Here is a 20,112-nt window from a genome sequence, read left to right on the forward strand (position 1 = left end):
CCTAGGCTTAGTTTTCCCTAGTCTTCATTGTTCCATTGCTCCAAGTCATCAACCGGCTGAGAAAGCCGTCCTTCTAACCATTTCATCAATGTTCCAGGCTTGAAATCTTTATCCTTTGTCTCAATAATCCACGATAAGAAGTCGGCTGGGCCTCCATTCAAATAAGGAGCAGGCGAAACAGGATAAAAAATAGTTGGTAACCGCTCATTTAGTGAAATATAATTGACTACACAACCAAGTTCCTGAACTGTACTCCATGCTAAATCATGGTTGATGTCAATACAAAACTTTATCCACCAAAAGCCTTCGCTATCCGCACCCGTTGCGATAGGTTTTTTGATAGCCGGAATTCTTCCTAAGAAATCAGTCAATGTCTTAAATGCTCTTTCGTCCATTCTTCGAATATAGTGTAGGTATACTCTGTAAGAAGATAGTCAAACAGAAAATATCCTTCTTGTTTTGGTAAATAATAGCATGAAAGATACTTCCTGCTGTTATCCCTCCGCCCGCAGCACCGCCAGCGGCGGCTGGCTCAGCACCGAGCGGCTGTTGAGGCCGCCGATGAGCGCCGTGAGGCCCGCAACTAGTGCCACCAGGGCCGGCAGCCACAACAGGCTGGAACCCACGAAGGGCGTTTCGAAGACCCAGAAGGCCAGCGCCCAGGCGGCCAGCGCGGCCAGCAGCACGCCGGCCAGCGCGGCCAGGGTGCCCAGCAGGGCGTATTCGAGCACCGTGATGCGCAGAATCTGGCGGCGGCTGGCACCCAGGGTGCGTAGCAGTACGCTTTCGCGGGTGCGCTGGTAGCGGCTGATGAGCACCGAGCTGGCCAGCACCAGCAGCCCGGTGAGGATGCTGAAGCCTGCCATGAAGCGAATGACAAACGAGATTTTGCTCAGAATCTCGTCTATCGTTTGCAGCACTAGGCCCAGGTCGATGGCCGACACGTTGGGGAAGTCGCGCACCAGCGCCCGCTGGGCGGCGGCGAGCTGCTGGTTGCCCGATACGCGGGTGAGGATGACGTGGAACTGCGGCGCGGCTTCGAGCACGCCGGTGGGGAAAACGACCAGAAAATTGGTTTGCACCCGCGCCCAATCGACCTCGCGGGTGCCGCCCACCACGGCGCTCAGCGGCGCGCCCTGCACGTTGAAAGTCAGCGTGTCGCCGAGCTTGAGCTGCACGCGCTGGAAGTAATTGGCATCGACCGAGATGCGGGGTAGGCCGCCGGCCACGGCGGGCTGGGGCGGGGTGCCGGCCAGCAGCTTCTCGCTGGCGCTGAGCGTGTCGCGGTACGTGACGCGGTACTCGCGGGTGAGGGCAAAGCGCGGAATGCCGTTGGCCGTGTCTTTGCGCAGCTGCCCCACCGTGCGCCGGTTAATGGCCGCGAGCCGCATCGTGACGATGGGCACGCGCTGCATAATCGGAATGCCTTGCTGCTGGAGCAGCTGCTCAACGCCGCGCTGCTGCTCGGTCTGGATGTCGAACAGCACCAGATTGGGCTGCTGGCCGCTGGCCGAGAGCTGCACCCGGCCCAGCAGCAGCGCCTGGGTCAGAAAAAGCGTCGCCAGCAAAAACGTGCCCAGCCCCAGCGACACGATGAGCGTAACCGTTTGGTTTTGGGGCCGGAAAAGATTGGCCAAACCCTGGCGGGCCACGTAGCTCCAGCCCACCGGGAAGTAGCGGCGCAGCAGGTAGCGCAGCCCCAGGCCCAGCCCGGCCAGTGTGCCCAGCGCCAGCAGCAGCCCGGCCGCGAAGCCCAGCGACTGCTTCCAGTCGCGGGTTTGGGCGTAGGCGAAGGCCACGATGAACAGCAGCACTACCGCCAGCACCAGCCCGCGCAGCGGGTCGGGCGCGGCCGTGTCCTCGTCAAACGAGGCCCGCAGCACCCGCAGCGGCGACACCCGCCGGATGCCCAGCAGCGGCAGCAGCGCAAACAGCACCGCCATCGCCAGCCCCGTGATGAGCCCGATGGCCACCGCGCCCGGCGACACCGCCACGCTCACGTCCACCGGCAAAAAGCTGCCCAGCACCTGCGGCAGCACCAGCTGCACCACCGCGCCCAGCGCCGCCCCGATTATCGCCCCCAGCAGCCCCAGCCCCGAGGTTTGAATCAAATAAATAAGTAGCGCCTGCCGCCCGCTCGCGCCCAGGCAGCGCAGCACGGCCACGGCGGCCAGCTTTTCCTGCACGTAGAGGTTCACGGCGCTGGCCACGCCCACGCAGCCCAGCAGCAGCGCCACAAAGGCCACGAGGCTCAGGAAGCTGGTGAGGTCGCGGAAGGCGCGGCCGGTTTGCTGCTGCCGGCTGGCCACGGTCTCGGAGTCGATGTTGGCTTGCTCCAGCTTGGCTTCGAGGGGCTTGAGGGTGGCGGCCACGTCGGTGCCGGGCGCAAACTGGTAGTAGGTGCGGTACTGCAAGCGGCTGCCGGGCTTGATGAGGTTGGTGCGCGGCAGCAGGTCGATGGGAATGAACACCTTGGGGGCCACGGCCGCGCTAAAGCCGGTTTGGCCCGGCGTGCCCAGCACCCGGCCCACGATGGGCAGCGTGAGCGTGCCCACCTTCACCGAGTCGCCCACGCGGGCGTCGAACTGCGCCAGCAGCACGTCATCGACCAGCGCGCCCCGCGCCTGCCCGCCCCGAAACTGCGCGGCCGCCGTGGCTGGCTGTGTTTCCCACGCGCCGTAGTAGGGGAAGCCCGCGCCCAGCGCCCGCACCTGCGCCAGCCGCACGCCCTGCGTGCGCGGAAACGAAACCAGCGAGGCAAACGAAACCTCGTCGCTGCGCGTGCGGCCCAGCTTGGCCAGCGCGGGCGCTACCTTGGCATCGAAGGGCTGGGTCGACGACAGCACCAAATCGGCCCCCAGCAGTTCGCGCGCCTGCTCGCGGATGCTGCGCGCCAGGTTGTCGCCAAACGAATTGATGCCCACCAGCGCCGCGATGCCCAGCACGATGCTCGACATAAATAGCGCCAGGCGCGAGCGGCTGCGGCGCGAGTCGCGCCAGGCCATGCGAAAAAGCCAAGAAGCATTATTCATCGAATTACTTCCCCTTCGTTAGAGCTCGGATTATAAAATCCTATGCCGTGTTTTTGAGCTAATGCTAAGACAGTTTCATAAGCATCTTCAGCCACTGACCAGGCAAAAGCCATATAAACGCTGTTCCGGCCAATACTGTAGTCAGTCACATGGTCGTCGTCTACATCTTCAGATGCAAGAGAGCCATTCATTGGAGGGAATAGCTTAATTATTTCCATAAACCAATTTCTTAATTCAGGCACAGCATTGTCAGGGTCATTATAATCAAGGTCGCTGTTCCAATCAGTTTCCTGCTCGAACCAAGTTGTAAACTCAGATTTGGTTGAAGGAGCAACTTCTTTACTGAACACCATTAAATGGAAACCCATAGCTACTTATCGTTTGATTACGTTTCTGTATTCTTTTCCGGCAGTCTGCTAAACCGCCCTCGTCTGTCGGCGGGCAGTGACCGCGCTCCTTGCTAAGACTGCCGCCAGCGCCAGCCGCGATAAGCTGGCCTTAGATTTGCGAGGCCGCGGCCGGCCCATTATGTACCGGGCTAGTTAAACCACCTTTTTTGATGAAAGCTTACTCCTGGCTGCTCGCCCTGGCCCTGCCCTTTGCCCTGACCAGCGCCGTCCCCAACGCGGGCCCCGGCCTGCTCTGCCGCGACGGCGAAACCAACCTGCTCTCGTTTACGACGAAAAATGGCAAGTCGGTGTCGCTCTGCGTGGGCGCGGCCAACAAATACCTGGTGTACCGCTACGGCACGCCCGCCCAAACCGAGCTGCAATACCCGCCCGCGCTCGACGCCAGCAGCTGGGACAAATTCACCGTCACCAACTACCGCAAGCCCGCCGCCGACAAGCCCAACTCGGCCGAAGACCTGCACCGCCTGGTATTCAAAAACGGCAGCGTGACCTACACCATCTACGACGACACCTCCGATGCCAACGGCCACGTGTGCGGCATTGGCATCACGATGCCCGGTAAGAAAGAAGTGTTTATGCAAGGCAATTTGAAATCGGTAACGGGCCAACTGGCTGATTTTTCCAACTATCACCGCTGATACTTGCGAAGGCTAGCCGCCGTTTAGCGCGCAGCGCGCAACGGTAGGCTGAGGAGTGGGGCGAGTCTCCCGACTCGCGCTATACGGTACGCGAGTCGGGAGACTCGCCCCACTTCCCGGCGGGCAGTCGCGCCGCTGCGCGGCTAAAGACTGCCGCCAGCGCCGGCGGTTTCTTCTACCACCCGGCCGCCCTTCATCCGCATTACGCGCTGGGTTTTGGCGGCCAGTTCCAGGTCGTGGGTAACGAGCACCAGCGTGGTGCCGGCTTCTTTATTTAAGTCGAATAGCAGCCCTTGCACCGTTTCGCCAGTGTCGGGGTCGAGGTTGCCGGTAGGCTCGTCGGCGAAGAGAATGGCCGGGCGGTTGGCAAAGGCGCGGGCCAGACTCACGCGCTGCTGTTCGCCGCCTGAGAGCTGGGCGGGGTAGTGGTGCCCGCGCTCGCCGAGGCCCACGCGCTCCAGCAGGCCCTGTGCCACCTTCGCCACATTGCGCTCGCCGCGCAGCTCTAGCGGCACCTGCACGTTTTCGAGGGCCGTGAGGGTGGGCAGCAGCTGAAAGTTCTGGAAGATGAAGCCTACGTGCTGGTTGCGCACCGCCGCCCGCTGGTCTTCGTTGAGCGCGTCGAGCTTGATGCCTTGCAGCGTCACGCTACCGCTGCTGGCCCGGTCGAGGCCCGCGCAGAGGCCCAGCAGCGTGGTTTTGCCGCTGCCCGAGGGGCCCACGATGGCAAACGTATCGGCCGGCTGGAGGCTGAAGCTGACTTCGTGCAGCACCGTGAGCTGGCGGCCAGCACTGGTGTAGGTTTTAGTGAGGTTTTCGACTTGGAGGCTGGTCATAGAAACAGGTAACACCAAGCTCCAGCTTGGTGAGTCGTGAGGGCAGTCTGCGGACGATGCCGCCAGCCACGCCGCGCGGGCGCATCGCCAAGCTGGAGCTTGGCGTTACAATCTTTCGGGAAGAAAAACGTCTCCCCAAAGGTTATAGGCTACGTAGGACGCGCGAGCGCGGCCTATACTTTCGCCTGATTTCGCTTTTCATCTTATGAAGTACCTCCCAGGCAGCGCCCTGCTGCTGGCCTTGCTGGCCGCCGGCTGCCACTCCGACGCCCCCACTACCCAGGCCACCACTGCCGCGCCGGCCACCGCCGAAGCCCCGGCCGCCAAGCAGCAGCCGGCTATTCTGTTCTTCGGCGATAGCATCACGGCTGGCCTCGGCGTGGAGCCCGACGAAGCCTATCCGGCGTTGATTGGCGACAAAATAGATTCTTTGAAACTGCCCTACACCGTGGTCAATGCCGGCCTCAGCGGCGAAACCAGCGCGGGCGGTAAGTCGCGCCTCAAGTGGGTGCTGAGCCGCCAGCCGGTGGGCGTATTCGTGCTGGAGCTGGGCGGCAACGACGGCCTGCGCGGCCTGCCTCTGGCCGACACTCGCCAGAACCTGCAAGCCATCATCGACACCGTGCGCCAGCTGGCCCCGCAGGCCAAAATCGTGCTGGCCGGGATGCAGATTCCACCCAACATGGGCCCCGACTACGCCGCCGAGTTCAAGCAGCTCTACGCCGACCTTGCCGCCAAAAACAAGCTCACGCTCATTCCGTTCCTGCTTGAAAACGTGGGCGGCATCGCTAAGCTCAACCAGCCCGACGGCATTCACCCCACGCCCAAAGGCCACAAGCTAGTGGCCCGCACGGTGTGGCGCACCGTGCAGCCGTTGCTGTAATATAGCGGCATGAATATCCCGGTACTCGAAACGGCCCGCCTGCGGCTGCGCGGCCACTACCCCAGCGACTTGGCTCCGGCGGTGGCCATGTTTCAGGAGCCGCAGTTTTACCAATACCTATCGGGCCACCCGCTGCCCGAAGAAGAGGTGTGGACCAAGCTGCTGCGCCACATGGGTGTGTGGTACATCTGCGGCTACGGCTTCTGGGCCATCGAGGAAAAGGCTACTGGCCAGTACATTGGGGCCGTGGGCTTTGGCGAGTGGCAGCGCGCCATTACGCCTTCGCTCAAGGGCTTTCCAGAAGTAGGCTGGGTGCTGGCTCCGCACACGCACGGCCAAGGCTACGCCCTGGAAGCGGCGCAGGCGGCTCTGGCCTGGGGCGACGCCCACCTGCCGGTAGCGCGCACGGTCTGCCTCATCGACGTGGCTAATGAGCCTTCGCAGCGCCTGGCGGCGAAGGTAGGCTACCAGGAAATTGACCGTATCCTGTACAAAAACATTCCCGTGGTGCTACTGGAGCGATTTGCGCCCCGGCCGTAGCGCGGGCTTTAGCCCGCAACCGATAGCAGTGCGAACATGCGGACTGAAAGTCCGCGCTACGCCGAATGACGCGCCCAACTGCCGACCTTTGCCGCAGCTTATGACTACCTCAACCTCCGACCCGGCCTCCCGGCCCATCGGCATTTTCGACTCTGGTATCGGCGGGCTCACGGTAGCCCGTGCCGTGGCCCAGCGCCTGCCCCACGAGCGGCTGGTGTACTTCGGCGACACAGCCCACCTACCTTACGGCGAGAAGAGTACGGCCGCTATTCAGGCCTATTCCGTTAAGATTTGCGACGTGCTCTTGCGCCAGCACTGCAAGCTCATTCTCATTGCCTGCAACTCGGCCAGCGCCGCCGCCTACGAGCTGGTGCGCGAGTATGTGGGCTCTAAAGCGCAGGTAGTGGGGATGATAGACCCCGTGGCCCAGCACATCGGCCGGCACTACGGCGGCCGCCCGGTGGGCCTCATCGGCACCAAGCAAACGGTGGGCTCCAACGCCTACCGCAAAAAAATCGACCAGCTCGACCAGGGTGTGGAGCTGCACGCCCTGGCCACGCCGCTGCTCATCCCGATGATAGAAGAAGGCTTCTCAGAAGGTCGCGTGTCGGAAGAAATTATCCGGGCCTACCTCGCCCATCCCACCCTGCAAGGCATCGACGCGCTGCTGCTGGCCTGCACGCACTTCCCCCTCATCCGCCCCCAAATAGAGGCCTACTACCAGGGCCAGGTGGCCGTGCTCGACCCCTCCGACGTGGTGGCCGCCACCGTGGCCGAGGCCCTGGCCGCCCGGCAGCTGCTGGCCGCACCCGCCGAAGCCGCGCCCGCGCACCACTTCTACGTCAGCGACTTCACGCGCTCGTTTGAGGAAAGCACGCGCCTGTTTTTCGGGCAGCAAGTGCAGCTAGAGCACTACCCGCTCTGGGAGTAGCAGGAATTATTGCCGGTCAGCTTTCAAAAAGACAAGCAAAACCCATGAGTCAAGAAATTGATTACCAATTTTTTGACTCATGGATTTTGCTTGTTGTAATGTGTTTGTCAATTGCTGACTAAAGTAACGCAGTCAGTAGCGCTCTGCTACCAGCCGGCGGTTTGCGTTTGCTGACGCACTACTGGCCTTGCGGCATTGAACAGGGCTAAGGCTACAAATAGATTGAGATTTAAGTGATAAGCCCTGAAAGTATCACCGGCAGTTTTTAGCTTTGTCGCTAGCATTGCTAGTCTTGGCATCGCACCACTTTGCTACCTGAGTTTTCCTATCCTGCTTCTTGCCTAACGGCACTCTTTGAAAACGGCCTAGTCATTTTTTCTTCTCTTCCCCACTTTCATGGTTACACGTTCTACCCTCTACTTCTCGCTGAAGCGGGCCAGCTGGCTATGCGCCTTACTTTGCTGGTTGCCCCTGCTGAGTTGGGCACAAACGACGCTCGTCAACTACGATTTCAACACGCTCACGTCGACTTCCAACTACCCGGTGGACCCGTTAACTACGGCCCCTGGCATTACTTCGGAGGCCACAGGTAGCGACCCCATCGTTTTCTATGGCGGCACGTCTACTGGCAACGCTGCCTTCGTGGCCAATACTGCTGGGCTGGCCCTGAGTATGAATAATTCGAGCGGCAACGTCCGCTACTTCCAGTTTTCACTTGCCGGGGCCGCGTTGCCCAAATACGCGGCGTTTAAAATCTATTTGCAAGGATACCGTTCTGCCACCGGGGCTACTACGCTCACCTTGCAGTACAGCGTGAGCGGAGGGGCGTTTCAGACGTTCGGCTCTACTTACGCGCCCGGCAATGCAGTTTTTACCGAAGGCGGCTTCGACCTATCGGGCCTCCCAACGCTGAACACACCCAGCAGCCTGACCTTTCGGCTGGTGGCTAGCGGGGCCTCGGCCACTGGCTCGCTGCGCATCGACAACTTTCAGGTGCAGGCTATCAACACCGTTGACCCATTTATCAATAGCTTGTCGCCAAGTACGGTAGCGGCTGGCGGCCCCAACCTGCCGCTGACTATAACGGGTAGCAACTTCGCGGCCGGGGCCGTGGTGAGCTTTAACGGCCAAAACGTAGCTACGACATATAATTCGGCTACGTCGCTGACGGCCCTCGTGCCAGCGGCGGCCACGGCCGCGCCCGGCAGCTACCCGGTAGTGGTGGCTAATCCGAGCGGCACCAGCTCGGCGGCTGTTTCTTTCGTGGTTACCAACGTGGTGCCGCGCTGGACCGGCGCGGCGGGCACTACTAGCTGGTTCGATGCCCCGAACTGGAGCACCGGCACCGTGCCCGGCACCGCCGATGACGTGCTACTCGACCACAGCTTCGTGGCCGCTGGCTACACCGTGAGCTTCGACCAAAGCACGGCCGTCAGCATCCGGTCGCTGGTCGTCAACCCGGGTGCGGGCGACTCCATCTTCGTGGTGGTGCCGGCTACTAATACGGCTGCTACCGCCTTGACGCTCAGCAACACGGGTGCTGGCGCTACGGCGCTGGCTATTTATAATAAAGGCGTGGTTACCAATGCCAGCGGCGCAAGTTCGGGCGATGGTATTGATGCTACGGGTAGCAGTGCGACTGTTTTCATTTATAACGGAGGTAGCTACCGGCATGCCAGTGGCCGCAGCCATGCGGCACTGGTTGAAAACCTAAGCGCAGCGATAGGCACTGAACAAGGGGTGTTTGATTTTCGGCTGCCAGCCAGCGCAATTAGCTCCTATGCTATTTCGGTGTCGAACCGTACTTATGGAACCCTGATTTTGCGCAATCGCCTCAACCAGCCCTCTACCAGTTACCCCGCAGCGGGTAACACGTTGACCATTCAAGGTGATTTAGTGATTGGGCCGGGCGTTACGTTTACGCCTACCATCACCAATGATTTGCGCGTAGCTGGCAATGTGCGCGTGCAAGGCTTATTACAATTGAAAAATACTACGGCTGGGTCGACTACCAGCCAGTTAGTGTTTGGTGGCAGTAAAGTGCAGACTATCAGTGGTCTTATTTCCTTCGAGCCAGGAATAGGACTAGCCGTAAACAACCCGGCGGGCGTAGTACTCGCTACGCCGCTAACCCTCGGCGGCCCGCTTGCGCTACGCAGCGGCAACCTCACTACTACGGCCACTAATTTGCTGACTCTCAGCAGCGCCGCTGCCCTGGCTACTACTAGCAGCACGAGCTTTGTCAACGGCCCGCTGGCGCGCCAAACGTCGGCGGGCGCGGTCAGCAACCTGGTTTTTCCAACGGGCAGCGGGGCAAGCTACCGCCCGGTAATTCTCAACGCCACGGCGCAGGACGCTACTACCTACCTCGTTACGCAGAAGGAGGGGATGCCCACCAACGCAGCCAGCTTCGTGGCGGGCACGTCGGCGCTGCCCACGCTCACGCGCGTGTCGCGGGTGCGTTCCTACACTATCATGCCCACGCCGGCAGCCAATAATTTCAGCGGCACCGTTACCCTCAGTTTCGGTCCCGACGACGGTGTGAGCCAACCCGCCGACGCTAGCTTCACGGTGGGCAAAAACAGTAATGGCGCTGGCTGGCAGAATATTGGCAACGGCGGCGTGAATGTTACGACGGCGGCTACGGCTACTACCGGGGCGGTGGGTGCGATTACTTCGCAGCCCTTCACCACTTTTTCTGATTTTGCGCTGGCCAGCACTAGTACTAACCAGGATGTCAACCCCTTGCCAGTGGTGCTCACTAGCTTCGGGGCAGTGCGGCAGGCCGACGGTGCGGTGCAGGTGGCCTGGGCCACAGCCTCCGAAAAGCGCAGTGCCTATTTTGAAGTGCAGCGCAGCCTCGACGGTACCATCTACGCTACCATCGAAAAGCAGGCGGCCCAGGGCACTACTACCCAAGCGCATCTTTACACCAGCCTCGACCAAACGGCCCCGGCCTGCCGGCTCTACTACCGTCTGCGCCAGGTTGATACCGACGGTACCGAAAACTTTTCGCCGGTGGTGACGCTGGCTGCTACCGCCGACGCGACTACCCTAATGCTCTATCCTAATCCGGCCCATGACGAGCTAACGTTACCTGCCGCCGGCGAGCAAGCCCAGGTTCTTGACCTCACCGGCCGTGTGCGGCAAACCTCCACGCTACCCGCCTCGGGCAAGCTCAGCATAGCTGCGCTGCCCCCCGGTACCTACCTGCTGCGCGTAGCGCTAAACGGCCAGACCCACGTGCTACGCTTCACCAAAGAATAAAAACCGGGTATAACAAAAATGCCCCGTGCGACAAGCACGGGGCATTTTTGTTGCTTTTCGAAAGGAAAAGAGAGGCTAAAAAGGACTCTGCCAACTAGCAGTCAGCCCGGCGTAGCCGTTAAATCCTAAAAATCCGTTTGAATCTGCGGCCTAGACGGAGAAGCTCTCGCCGCAGCCACACGAGCGCGAGGCGTTTGGGTTATGAAACTGGAAGCCCTTACCATTCAGCCCGTCCGAGAAATCAAGCTCTGTGCCAGCGAGGTACAGAAAGCTCTTCATATCGACTACCACGCGCACGCCCTTATCTTCAAATTCCTGGTCCATGGGGCGGGTTTCATTATCAAAGTCCAGCTTGTAGCTCAGGCCCGAGCAGCCGCCGCCGGCCACCGAGGCGCGCAGGCGGAAGGTGCTGTCGAGCTCGGCGTCGCGCATCAGGTGCTCTACTTTTTCCTTGGCTTTGTCCGAAACGGTTATCATATCGCTAATTGGCAGGAGTACTTGAAAGAATAGCAGCCGGGCGCGCAGGTGCGGCGGGCGGCGCTGAGATAACAAAGATACCGCTAAGAAGGATTCTAAATAGCGTAAAAAAGTGAGGAAGTGAAAGGTAATGAGGTGAAAAGGTAAAAGGTGAGGGGGTGACGAGGGCCGATTATCCGGTTGCCTCATCACCCCCTCACCTTTTACCTTCTCACTAAAGCCTAATGGTGCGACTTTTCCAGCTCCAGAGCCGGCAGGCCGTTTTTCACGCGGTAGTCGTTGATGGCCATTTTGATGGCATCCTCAGCCAGTACCGAGCAGTGGATTTTTACGGGCGGCAACGCCAGCTCTTCCACGATTTCCATGTTGTCGATGGCCAGGGCCTCATCCACGGTCTTGCCCTTCAGCCACTCGGTAGCCAGGCTCGACGAAGCGATAGCCGAGCCGCAGCCGAAGGTCTTGAACTTGGCGTCGGTGATGGTATTGGTGGTTTCGTCCACCTCGATTTGCAGGCGCATTACGTCGCCGCACTCGGGGGCCCCGACGAGGCCGGTGCCTACTGTTTTCTTGCTTTTGTCCAGCGTGCCCACGTTGCGGGGGTTGCTGTAATGGTCGATTACCTTATCGGAGTAAGCCACGGTGTTAAGTTTTGAGTTTTAAGTTAAAAGTTTTGAGTTGAATAAGTTAAAAGCCTTGAGTTGCGAAGCCAAATAGACTCATAACTCAAAACTTAGAACTCATAACTCCCTAGTGTTCCGCCCACTCGATGGTATTGAGGTCGATGCCTTCTTTGTGCATCTCCCACAGCGGCGACATTTCGCGGAGCTTGGTGACGGCCTCTTTTACGTGGTTGATGGCGTAGTCGATTTGCTCGTCGGTGGTGAAGCGGCTCAGGCCGAAGCGCAGGCTGCTGTGGGCCAGGTCGTCGCTGAGGCCCAGGGCCTTGAGTACGTAGCTAGGCTCGAGCGAAGCGCTGGTGCAGGCCGAGCCGGAGGACACGGCTAGGTCTTTCACGCCCATCATCAGGCCTTCGCCTTCCACATATTTGAAGCTAATGTTGGCCACGTGCGGCAGGCGATGTTCTACCGAGCCATTCACATAGCTTTCTTCCAGCGTCAGGAGCTCCTGCTCCAGCTTGTCGCGCAGTTTGCTGAGGCGCTCGGCATCGGCCGCCATTTCGAGGCGGGCCAGCTCACACGCCTTGCCGAAGCCCACGATGCCGGGCACGTTGAGTGTGCCCGAGCGCATACCGCGCTCGTGGCCACCGCCGTCCATCTGGGCCGTAACCTTTACGCGCGGGTTTTTGCGACGCACGTAGAGCGCGCCCACGCCTTTGGGGCCGTACATTTTGTGGGCCGTGAAAGCCATCAGGTCGATGCCGTCGGCGAGCACGTCGACCGGGATTTTGCCCACGGCCTGGGTGCCATCGGTCATGAACAACGCGCCGTGCTTGTGGGCGATGGCGGCAATTTCGCGGATGGGCTGAATGGTGCCCGTCTCATTGTTGCCGTACATGATGGTCACCAGAATGGTCTGGGGCGTCATGGCAGCTTCGAGTTCTTCAAGGCTAATCAGGCCTTTGTCGTCCACGGGCAGGTAGGTAACCTTGCCGCCGAGCTTTTCGATGTGCTTACACGTGTCGAGCACGGCTTTGTGCTCGGTCGTGGTGGTGATGATGTGGTTGCCGCGCTGGCTGTACATCTCAAACACCCCTTTAATGCCCAGGTTGTCGCCCTCGGTGGCACCGCTGGTAAAGATAATCTCCTTGGGGTCGCAGTTGATAAGCTGCGCGATTTGGGTGCGGGCGTAGTCTACGCCTTCTTCGGCGGCCCAGCCAAAAGGGTGGTTGCGCGAGGCAGCGTTGCCGAATACGTCGGTCAGGTAGGGCATCATGGCTTCCAGCACGCGCGGGTCGAGCGGTGTAGTAGCGTTGTTGTCCAGGTAGATAGGTAGCTTAAGCATGGTGCTGGGCTGGATTAGTCTCGTTAAAGCTAGTAGTTCAGGTGTTGACTGCGAATGAAACAGAATTATGGCCTAAACAGTTTTTCTAGCTTGCAAAAATAGCGGAATTATACCCAACAATGTTGCACCCGCCCGCCGTGCCCGATTAGCACCAATAAATTTGCATTTCACCCCTTTGCCCACCCATGCTCACCAACCTCGAACACCTCGGCCTGGCCGTGCGCGACCTCGACGCGGCCACCGCCCTTTACACCCGTCTGCTGGGCCAAGCGCCCTACAAAACCGAACATGTGGCCAGCGAAGCGGTGGATACGGTTTTCTTCCAGGTTGGCGGCTCCAAAATAGAGCTGCTGGCCGGCACCAGCCCCGACAGCGCCATCACCAAATTTTTGGAAAAGAAGCCCGAAGGTATCCATCACGTGGCTTTTGAGGTCGATGACATCGTGGCCGAAATGGCGCGCTTGCGCGCCGAGGGCTTCACGCTACTGAATGAAATTCCAAAGCGCGGGGCTGATAATAAGCTGGTTTGCTTCGTGCATCCGAAGAGTGCGGGCGGGGTATTGGTCGAACTTTGCCAGACTGCAGATTCAAACGGATTAAACTGATTTCGCAGATACGCCCGGCTACGCCGGGCTGATTATGCTAGCGAGTTTTTGTGGCTATTACCTGTGCGTGTATTCCTTACGTATGCCCACTTCCAATGAGCCAGCTCACTAGCGGTAGATTTATCTATCAAAAGGCCGCCCAATCTACTCTACCTTATGTCCACTAGTTTTTTCCGCCAGGAAGTCGATTCTGCCGTTGATGTGCTGCTCGCGCAGCAAATTATTCTCTACCCCACCGATACCGTGTGGGGCCTGGGCTGCGATGCCGAAGTGCCCCGCGCCGTCGAAAAAATCTACAAGCTGAAAGGCCGCCCTGAGGGCAAGCCCAGTATCGTGCTGGTGGCCGACCTGGCCATGCTGGCCCGCTACACCACCGAGGTGCCCGCCGAGCTGGAAGCTGCGATAGCCGCCCAAACGCGCCCGACTACTTACATCCTGCCCGCTAGCAAGCTACTGGCCCCCAATTTGGTAGCGCCCGACGGTACGGTGGGTTTGCGCATCACGCAGGATGAGTTTTGCCATAAAATGGTATTGCGCCTGGGCCACGGCCTAGTGAGCACCTCGGCCAATAAGAGCGGCGAGCCTACGCCCGCCATCTTCTCCGAAGTTGCCCCGGCCATCGCGCGCGGTGTCGACTACGTGGTTAGCTGGCGGCAAAGTGACGAAACCCGCGTGGCTCCCTCGCGGGTGGTGCGCCTCGGGGTCGGTGGTGCGCTCGAAGTGGTGCGCGAGTAAGGGCATGTAAAACGGAGTGCCACTCCGTTTTACAGCTGCACCAGCCGCGCCACATAAAAGGCAGCTGCCGCCGCCGCCGCGCCCGTAGCCGCCATTTTGAGCGCGCCCGCCACGGGCGCTTGCCCAGTCATCCGGCTCTTGAAAAACCCAAATACCAGCAGGCACGCCAGCGTGATAACGCCCGACCACAGCAGGCCCTGTTGCGGCGTGGCCGTGAGAAAATACGCGCTCAGCGGGATGAGGCCGCCCACGGCGTAGGCCCCGGCTATGGTAAAGGCGCTTTTGAAGGCTTGGCGCGGGTCGGGCTCTTCGAGGCCCAGCTCGTATTTCATCATAAACCTGACCCACTGCGTGGGGTCTTGCACGAGTTCGGCGGTGGCCTGGGCGGCAGTGGCTTCGGAAAGGCCCATCTCGCGCAGCAACTCTTCCACTTCCTGTCGCTCGGTGTCGGGCACGGTGCGGACTTCTTCGTGCTCGCGGGCCAGCTCGGCGGCGTAGTGGTCGACCTCGGTGCGGCCGGCCAGGTAGCCGCCCAGCCCCATTGCGATAGAGCCCGCCACGATTTCGGCCAGCCCCGCCGTAATGACTAGCCCCGACGACTGCACCGCCCCGCTCAGGCCCGCCGCCAGCGCGAAGGGCACCGTGAGGCCATCCGACAAGCCAATAACAATGTCCTGCAACATAGCCGAGCTGGTGAGGTGCTGCTCGGGTGGCGCGGTGGTTTTAGGAGTCATAGCAACAGTATTTTAGTGAAGCGCGCATTATAGCGAACAGTATCTGCTTCAACCAATCAGCCCGGCACCGCTGACGCAGTACCGGGCTGATTAACAAGTAGCAAGCTGGTGTTTACGCGGGCATAGCTTTCAGCTCGCGGCCCCAGAAGCGGTGCTTGGCGATGGCTTGCAGAAACTGCGCGGCCAACTGGTCGGCCTGGCCGGATTGGCCCACTACCACGCCCTCGGCCCCGATAATGTCGGTGGCGCCGGGGTAGGCGGCGGCTTGCAGCAGCTCCTCGCCTTCGGCCGCGGCCGCGATGGGCTTGCAGTGGCGGTAGGCCTCGTTTACGAAGCGCACGGCGTCGGCATCCTGCTTGAGCTTGGCCACGCTGCCCGCGCCGCCGGCCACGTACACGGCATCGAACAGGGCCGATGATGTGCTTTGGAACGTCCAGTTAATCAAGATACCCTGGCCATCTGAACCCTTTAGCGTGCCCAGGTGAGTGGCGATAATGGCGCTTTGGGCACCGGCGTTGTTGAGCGTTTTCATCAGCTCGCCGATGGCGGCTACATCGGCCCCGTCGGTAGCCAGAATGGCGATTTGGCGGGTTTTGGCGCTGCCCTTGCCTTGGTTGATGGGGCTGTCGGCGGCGATGCTCAGGTGCGGCGAGCTGCCCGCGTCGGCCGTGGCGGGAGCCGACTGAAAATCGGCGGGGTTGTCGTCGGCCCCGATGGCGCCGTAGTTGAGCTGCACGCCCTCGGCGCTGGGCACTTCCGCGCCCAGGCCTTCGGCCACGCGGCGGGCCAGGTCGGGGTCTACCTGCGAGAGCTGCACCAGCGTGCGCTCCCGAATCCACTCCAGCTGCACGTGGCTGAGCTCGAAGCGCAGGGCCTTGACGATATGCATCTGCTCAGCGTCGCTCTGGCTGTTCCAGAACAGGCGCGCTTGGCTGTAAAAATCGATAAAGCTTTTGCTGCGGCGACGGATTTTGGGGCCTTCCACGCGCTCGTACACCGTGTTGAAGCCGCCTTCGCTCTGCGGCGCCTGCTTGGGGTATTGGTCGTTGATGAGGTTGGGGCCGTAGGCTACCTGGCCTTTGTTAATGGTCTGGCGCATGTGGCCGTCGCGCTGGTTGTTGCGCACCGGGGCCAGCGAGCGGTTAATCGGAATCTCGTGAAAGTTCGGGCCGCCCAGGCGCTTGAGCTGAGTGTCGAGGTACGAAAACAGGCGGCCTTGCAGCAGCGGGTCGTTCGAGAAATCGATGCCCGGCACGATGTGGCTCAGGCAAAAAGCTACCTGCTCGGTTTCGGCGAAGTAGTTGTCTACGTTGCGGTTGAGGGTCATTTTGCCGATGGCCTGCACCGGCACCAGCTCCTCCGGGATGAGCTTGGTCGAGTCCAGAATGTCGAAGCCGAACTTGTGCTCATCCTCGGCCTCTACCACTTGCACGCCCAGTTCCCACTCGGGGTAGTTGCCCATCTCGATGTTGGCCCACAGGTCGCGGCGGTGGAAGTCGGGGTCTTTGCCCGAAATCTGCTGCGCCTCCTCCCAGGCTACCGAGTGCGTGCCGAGCAGCGGCTTCCAGTGAAACTTTACGAAGCGCCACTTGCCGTCGGCATCGACCAGCCGGAAGGTGTGCACGCCGAAGCCCTCCATCATGCGCAGGCTGCGCGGCAGGGCGCGGTCGCTCATGGCCCACAGCAGCATGTGGGTGCTTTCGGGATTGGCCGAAATGAAGTCGTAGAACGTATCGTGCGCCGACGCACCCTGCGGAATCTCGTTGTGCGGCTCGGGTTTTACGGCGTGCACGAAGTCAGGAAACTTAATCGAATCCTGAATAAAGAACACCGGCATGTTATTGCCTACCAGGTCGTAAACGCCTTCCTGGGTGTAAAACTTCACCGCGAAGCCGCGCACGTCGCGAGACAGGTCGCTGGCTCCGCGCGAGCCGGCCACCGTCGAAAAACGCGTGAAAACCGGCGTCTTCACGCCGGGCTGCAAGAAGTGTGCTTTGGAGAGCGCGGCCGCGTTGTCGTAGGCCACAAACTCGCCGTGCGCCGCTACGCCGCGGGCGTGCACCACGCGCTCGGGAATGCGCTCGTGGTCGAAATGCGTCATTTTCTCGCGGAAGAGAAAATCTTCGAGCAGCGTGGGGCCGCGCTCGCCGGCTTTCAGCGAGTTCTGGTCGTCGTTGATGCGCAGGCCCTGGTTGCTGGTCAGGTAGTGGCCGGTGCCATCGGTAGTATGCTGGGCCAGCTCGGCGGTTTTGTCGGTATTTACCACATCGTTGTGGGTTTGCTTGGCGAGGGGTTTGTCAGACATCAGGGGATAGGAAAGGAATAGCCAGGTATACGGAAAGCTGGGCCGGAGCGGCTGCTTTTTCTGGCTATTTCAATTCCTTTTGTCATTAGCTACTTAGCTCAAAAAAAGCTAACCTCGACGGCGGATTTTGCGCAACTGGTTAGCAGCCTGGCTACCCTGGGCGCTGGGGCCGCGTGCCGCGCCAAAGGCGAACTAGCGCGAACTTTGTAGTTCGCGTTCGTTAGCGTACACCCTGATGAACGCGAACTACAAAGTCCGCGCTACCCTATTATGACTACGCCCACGCTGCCCGACCTACCCATCTTTCGCACCATCGCCGAAGCCGCCCACGAGCTAAGCCAGCCCGCCTACGTTATCGGCGGCTACGTGCGCGACTTGGCCTTGCAAAGGGATAGCAAGGACATCGACGTGGTGACGGTGGGCGACGGCATCAAGCTGGCGCAGGCCGTGGGCCGCAAGCTACCGGGCCGCGGCCGCGTGTCGGTGTTCAAGAACTTCGGCACGGCCATGCTGCCCACGCAGGAGGCCGGCGAAATCGAATTTGTGGGGGCGCGCAAGGAAAGCTACCGCGCCGACAGCCGCAAGCCCGAGGTGGAAGCCGGTACACTGGAAGACGACCTGGCCCGCCGTGACTTCACCATCAACGCGCTGGGCCTGAGCTTAAACGAAGAAGACTTCGGCGCGCTCGTGGACCGCTACGACGGCATGAAAGACCTGGCCGCCAAGATTATTCGCACGCCGCTTGGGCCCGATATTACCTTCAGCGACGACCCGCTGCGCATGATGCGCGCCATTCGCTTCGCGAGCCAGCTCAACTTCGACATCGAGCCCGATACCTACGACGCCATTGCGCGCAACAAGGAGCGCATCAAGATTGTGTCGCAGGAGCGTATTACTATCGAAATCAACAAGATAGTGGAGTCGCCGGTGCCGAGCTACGGCTTCAAGCTGCTGTTTCAGACGGGCCTGTTGCAGCTCATTTTTCCCAAGATGGCGCAGCTGCACGGCGTGGAAAAAGTGGGCCAGCACGCCCACAAAGACAATTTCTACCACACCCTGCAAGTGCTCGACAACGTGGCCGCCGCCGGCGGCGACTTGTGGCTGCGCTGGGCCGCCATCCTGCACGACATTGCCAAGCCCGCCACCAAGCGCCTCGACCCCAAAGTGGGCTGGACCTTCCACGGCCACGAAGACAAGGGCGCGCGTTGGGTGCCCGGCATTTTCACCGACCTCAAGCTGCCGCTGGGCGAGGAAATGCGCATGGTACAGAAGCTGGTGCGCCTGCACCTGCGCCCCATCGTGCTAAGCAAAGCCATCGTAACCGACTCGGCCGTAAGGCGTTTGCTGTTCGAGGCCGGCGACGATATCGACCGCCTCATGCTGCTGTGCCGGGCCGACATCACCAGCAAAGACCACCAGCGCAAGGCCCGCTACCTCCACAATTTCGACATCGTGGAGGAGAAGCTGCGCGAAATCGAGGCCAAAGACCACCTGCGCAATTTCAAGCCCGTTATCACCGGCGAGGTCATCATGGAAACCTTCGGCCTCAAGCCCTCGCGCCAGGTAGGCGAGCTGAAAGAAGCCGTTTTGGAGGCCATTTTGGACGGCGAAGTGCCCAACGAGTGGGCACCCGCCTACGCGCTGCTGCTGCGGCGCGGCGCGGCGCTGGGGTTAGAGGTTGCTACGCAATTAGCCGCGCCCGCTGCTTCAGTAGGCGAGGAGTTAACCTAAATGCAGTAGCCAGGAGCGGCGCGAATTTTAGGTGTGCATCTCGTTTGGCCGTATGTAGGCAAAAGCTACGATTTGCCCATGCCTATGCCCGCTACATCTCCGGCACCCACTCCCGCCGCTCCGCTCGGCCGCCCGCGCCTGGGCTGGCGGCGCGAGCTGGCGCTGGCTCTGCTGCCTACTGCCACGGTTTTGATTTTGCTGTGGCTGCTCAAGCTGCTCAGCAACCAGCAGCTGCTTTTTGCCTCGCTGGCGAGTAGTTGCTTTCTCATCTACCTCGACCCTGGGCACCCGGCCAACAGTGCCCGCACGCTGCTCATCAGCCAATTGTCGGCGGCCGTGCTGGGGTTTGGGTTTCACGCGCTGCTGGGGCCGGGCTACCTGGGCGCGGCGCTGGCGCTGGTGGGCATTATCGGGGTGATGATACTGACCAATACCATGCACCCGCCGGCCGTGGCCACGGCGCTGAATTTCGCGTTTCGGGCGGGCACGGGCGAGGGCAATCTGGCCTTGTTTGGGCTGGCGGTGGGCTTGGTGCTGGTGCTGCTGGCCGTGCAGCGCGGCTCTGCGTATCTGGTGCGGCGCTTCACGCCAGTAGCCTGATTATGCAAGCCGTTCCCGAGCACCCCATTACCCTATTTGGCCGCACCGAGGAGGGCGTGGTGGCCGCCGTGCAGTGGCTCAAGCTGGGCGTCGAGCTGGTGGGCGCTACCATCATTTTTCTCGGCATTCTCACGGCGGGAGCGTTGCTGGTAAAGGCGCTGCTGGCGCGCCGCACGGCCGATTTTACGGCCATCCGGCTCACGCTGGCGCGCTACCTGGCGCTGGCCCTCGAGTTTCAGCTCGGGGCCGATATTCTGAGCACCGCCATCGCGCCGAGCTGGGAGCAGATTGGCAAGCTCGGGGCCATCGCCGTTATTCGGACGGCGCTCAACTTCTTTCTTTCCAAAGAGATGCAGGAAGAGCGCCGCCAAAGCGGCGACGAAAAGGAAGTAATTGAAAAAGTGTAGCGTAAGCTTCAGCTTGCGA

At 60.8% G+C, this 20,112-nt stretch carries 19 protein-coding genes; 10 read left to right on the forward strand and 9 right to left on the reverse strand.

Translation table 11 applies throughout. From position 1 onward, the window contains the following. Nucleotides 1-17: 17 nt before the first annotated feature. From VFO93_RS13580 to VFO93_RS13590, 3 genes are all read right to left on the reverse strand, one after another. Nucleotides 18-395 (reverse strand): hypothetical protein, encoded by a 378-nt coding sequence (locus VFO93_RS13580; RefSeq protein ID WP_325134921.1) that lies wholly within the window; start codon nt 393-395, stop codon nt 18-20. Between the two features lie 99 nt (nt 396-494). Further along, on the reverse strand, nt 495-3,032 hold the full coding sequence (locus VFO93_RS13585) for an ABC transporter permease (protein ID WP_325134922.1): 2,538 nt from the start codon (nt 3,030-3,032) through the stop codon (nt 495-497). After that, entirely contained in the window at nt 3,029-3,400 is a 372-nt protein-coding gene (locus VFO93_RS13590) for a hypothetical protein (protein ID WP_325134923.1), read from the reverse strand. Before VFO93_RS13590 ends, VFO93_RS13585 begins: the two co-directional genes overlap by 4 nt. 191 nt (nt 3,401-3,591) lie before the next feature. On the opposite strand from VFO93_RS13590, the gene VFO93_RS13595 reads away from it, so the two are divergent. Next, complete coding sequence (locus tag VFO93_RS13595) at nt 3,592-4,080, forward strand: hypothetical protein (protein WP_325134924.1); 489 nt, start codon at nt 3,592-3,594, stop codon at nt 4,078-4,080. A 143-nt stretch (nt 4,081-4,223) separates the two neighbouring features. On the opposite strand, the gene VFO93_RS13600 is transcribed toward VFO93_RS13595, so the two are convergent. Next, nucleotides 4,224-4,916, reverse strand: a complete 693-nt coding sequence (locus tag VFO93_RS13600) for an ABC transporter ATP-binding protein (RefSeq protein WP_325134925.1) — start codon at nt 4,914-4,916, stop codon at nt 4,224-4,226. A gap of 205 nt (nt 4,917-5,121) precedes the next feature. On the opposite strand from VFO93_RS13600, the gene VFO93_RS13605 reads away from it, so the two are divergent. The 4 genes from VFO93_RS13605 (at nt 5,122) to VFO93_RS13620 (ending at nt 10,537) form a co-directional block, all read left to right on the forward strand. After that, nucleotides 5,122-5,799, forward strand: a complete 678-nt coding sequence (locus VFO93_RS13605) for an arylesterase (RefSeq protein ID WP_325134926.1) — start codon at nt 5,122-5,124, stop codon at nt 5,797-5,799. Nucleotides 5,800-5,808: 9 nt separating this feature from the next. Further along, the gene (locus tag VFO93_RS13610; RefSeq protein ID WP_325134927.1) at nt 5,809-6,339 is read left to right on the forward strand and encodes a GNAT family N-acetyltransferase; all 531 of its coding nucleotides are present in this window, start codon (nt 5,809-5,811) and stop codon (nt 6,337-6,339) included. Nucleotides 6,340-6,439: 100 nt separating this feature from the next. Continuing rightward, nucleotides 6,440-7,270 (forward strand): glutamate racemase, encoded by an 831-nt coding sequence (murI, locus tag VFO93_RS13615; protein ID WP_325134929.1) that lies wholly within the window; start codon nt 6,440-6,442, stop codon nt 7,268-7,270. A gap of 396 nt (nt 7,271-7,666) precedes the next feature. Continuing rightward, nucleotides 7,667-10,537, forward strand: a complete 2,871-nt coding sequence (locus VFO93_RS13620) for a T9SS type A sorting domain-containing protein (protein ID WP_325134930.1) — start codon at nt 7,667-7,669, stop codon at nt 10,535-10,537. A 150-nt stretch (nt 10,538-10,687) separates the two neighbouring features. Here the strand turns inward: VFO93_RS13620 and VFO93_RS13625 are convergent, their stop codons facing one another. The 3 genes from VFO93_RS13625 to VFO93_RS13635 form a co-directional block, all read right to left on the reverse strand. After that, nucleotides 10,688-11,014: an iron-sulfur cluster assembly accessory protein gene (locus VFO93_RS13625; protein WP_325134931.1), complete on the reverse strand. Its 327-nt coding sequence runs from the start codon at nt 11,012-11,014 to the stop codon at nt 10,688-10,690. Between the two features lie 221 nt (nt 11,015-11,235). Then, complete coding sequence (gene iscU / locus VFO93_RS13630) at nt 11,236-11,652, reverse strand: Fe-S cluster assembly scaffold IscU (protein ID WP_144845427.1); 417 nt, start codon at nt 11,650-11,652, stop codon at nt 11,236-11,238. A gap of 109 nt (nt 11,653-11,761) precedes the next feature. Then, nucleotides 11,762-12,976: an IscS subfamily cysteine desulfurase gene (locus tag VFO93_RS13635; RefSeq protein WP_325134933.1), complete on the reverse strand. Its 1,215-nt coding sequence runs from the start codon at nt 12,974-12,976 to the stop codon at nt 11,762-11,764. Between the two features lie 185 nt (nt 12,977-13,161). Between VFO93_RS13635 and mce the strand changes: the two genes are divergently transcribed. Further along, complete coding sequence (mce, locus tag VFO93_RS13640; RefSeq protein ID WP_325134934.1) at nt 13,162-13,581, forward strand: methylmalonyl-CoA epimerase; 420 nt, start codon at nt 13,162-13,164, stop codon at nt 13,579-13,581. A 156-nt stretch (nt 13,582-13,737) separates the two neighbouring features. Then, nucleotides 13,738-14,316 (forward strand): L-threonylcarbamoyladenylate synthase, encoded by a 579-nt coding sequence (locus VFO93_RS13645; RefSeq protein ID WP_325134935.1) that lies wholly within the window; start codon nt 13,738-13,740, stop codon nt 14,314-14,316. A gap of 29 nt (nt 14,317-14,345) precedes the next feature. On the opposite strand, the gene VFO93_RS13650 is transcribed toward VFO93_RS13645, so the two are convergent. Both VFO93_RS13650 and VFO93_RS13655 read right to left on the reverse strand, forming a co-directional pair. Further along, entirely contained in the window at nt 14,346-15,050 is a 705-nt protein-coding gene (locus tag VFO93_RS13650; RefSeq protein ID WP_325134936.1) for a VIT1/CCC1 transporter family protein, read from the reverse strand. A gap of 112 nt (nt 15,051-15,162) precedes the next feature. Continuing rightward, nucleotides 15,163-17,355: a catalase gene (locus VFO93_RS13655; protein ID WP_325134937.1), complete on the reverse strand. Its 2,193-nt coding sequence runs from the start codon at nt 17,353-17,355 to the stop codon at nt 15,163-15,165. Between the two features lie 270 nt (nt 17,356-17,625). On the opposite strand from VFO93_RS13655, the gene VFO93_RS13660 reads away from it, so the two are divergent. The 3 genes from VFO93_RS13660 to VFO93_RS13670 all read left to right on the forward strand — a co-directional run bounded on the left by VFO93_RS13660 (nt 17,626) and on the right by VFO93_RS13670 (nt 20,093). Beyond that, complete coding sequence (locus VFO93_RS13660; protein ID WP_325134938.1) at nt 17,626-19,086, forward strand: CCA tRNA nucleotidyltransferase; 1,461 nt, start codon at nt 17,626-17,628, stop codon at nt 19,084-19,086. Between the two features lie 84 nt (nt 19,087-19,170). After that, nucleotides 19,171-19,686, forward strand: a complete 516-nt coding sequence (locus VFO93_RS13665) for an HPP family protein (RefSeq protein ID WP_325134939.1) — start codon at nt 19,171-19,173, stop codon at nt 19,684-19,686. Nucleotides 19,687-19,688: 2 nt separating this feature from the next. Further along, nucleotides 19,689-20,093: a DUF1622 domain-containing protein gene (locus VFO93_RS13670; RefSeq protein ID WP_325134940.1), complete on the forward strand. Its 405-nt coding sequence runs from the start codon at nt 19,689-19,691 to the stop codon at nt 20,091-20,093. Nucleotides 20,094-20,112: the final 19 nt, after the last annotated feature.

The organism is Hymenobacter sp. (assembly GCF_035709525.1).
Taxonomy (GTDB): domain Bacteria; phylum Bacteroidota; class Bacteroidia; order Cytophagales; family Hymenobacteraceae; genus Hymenobacter.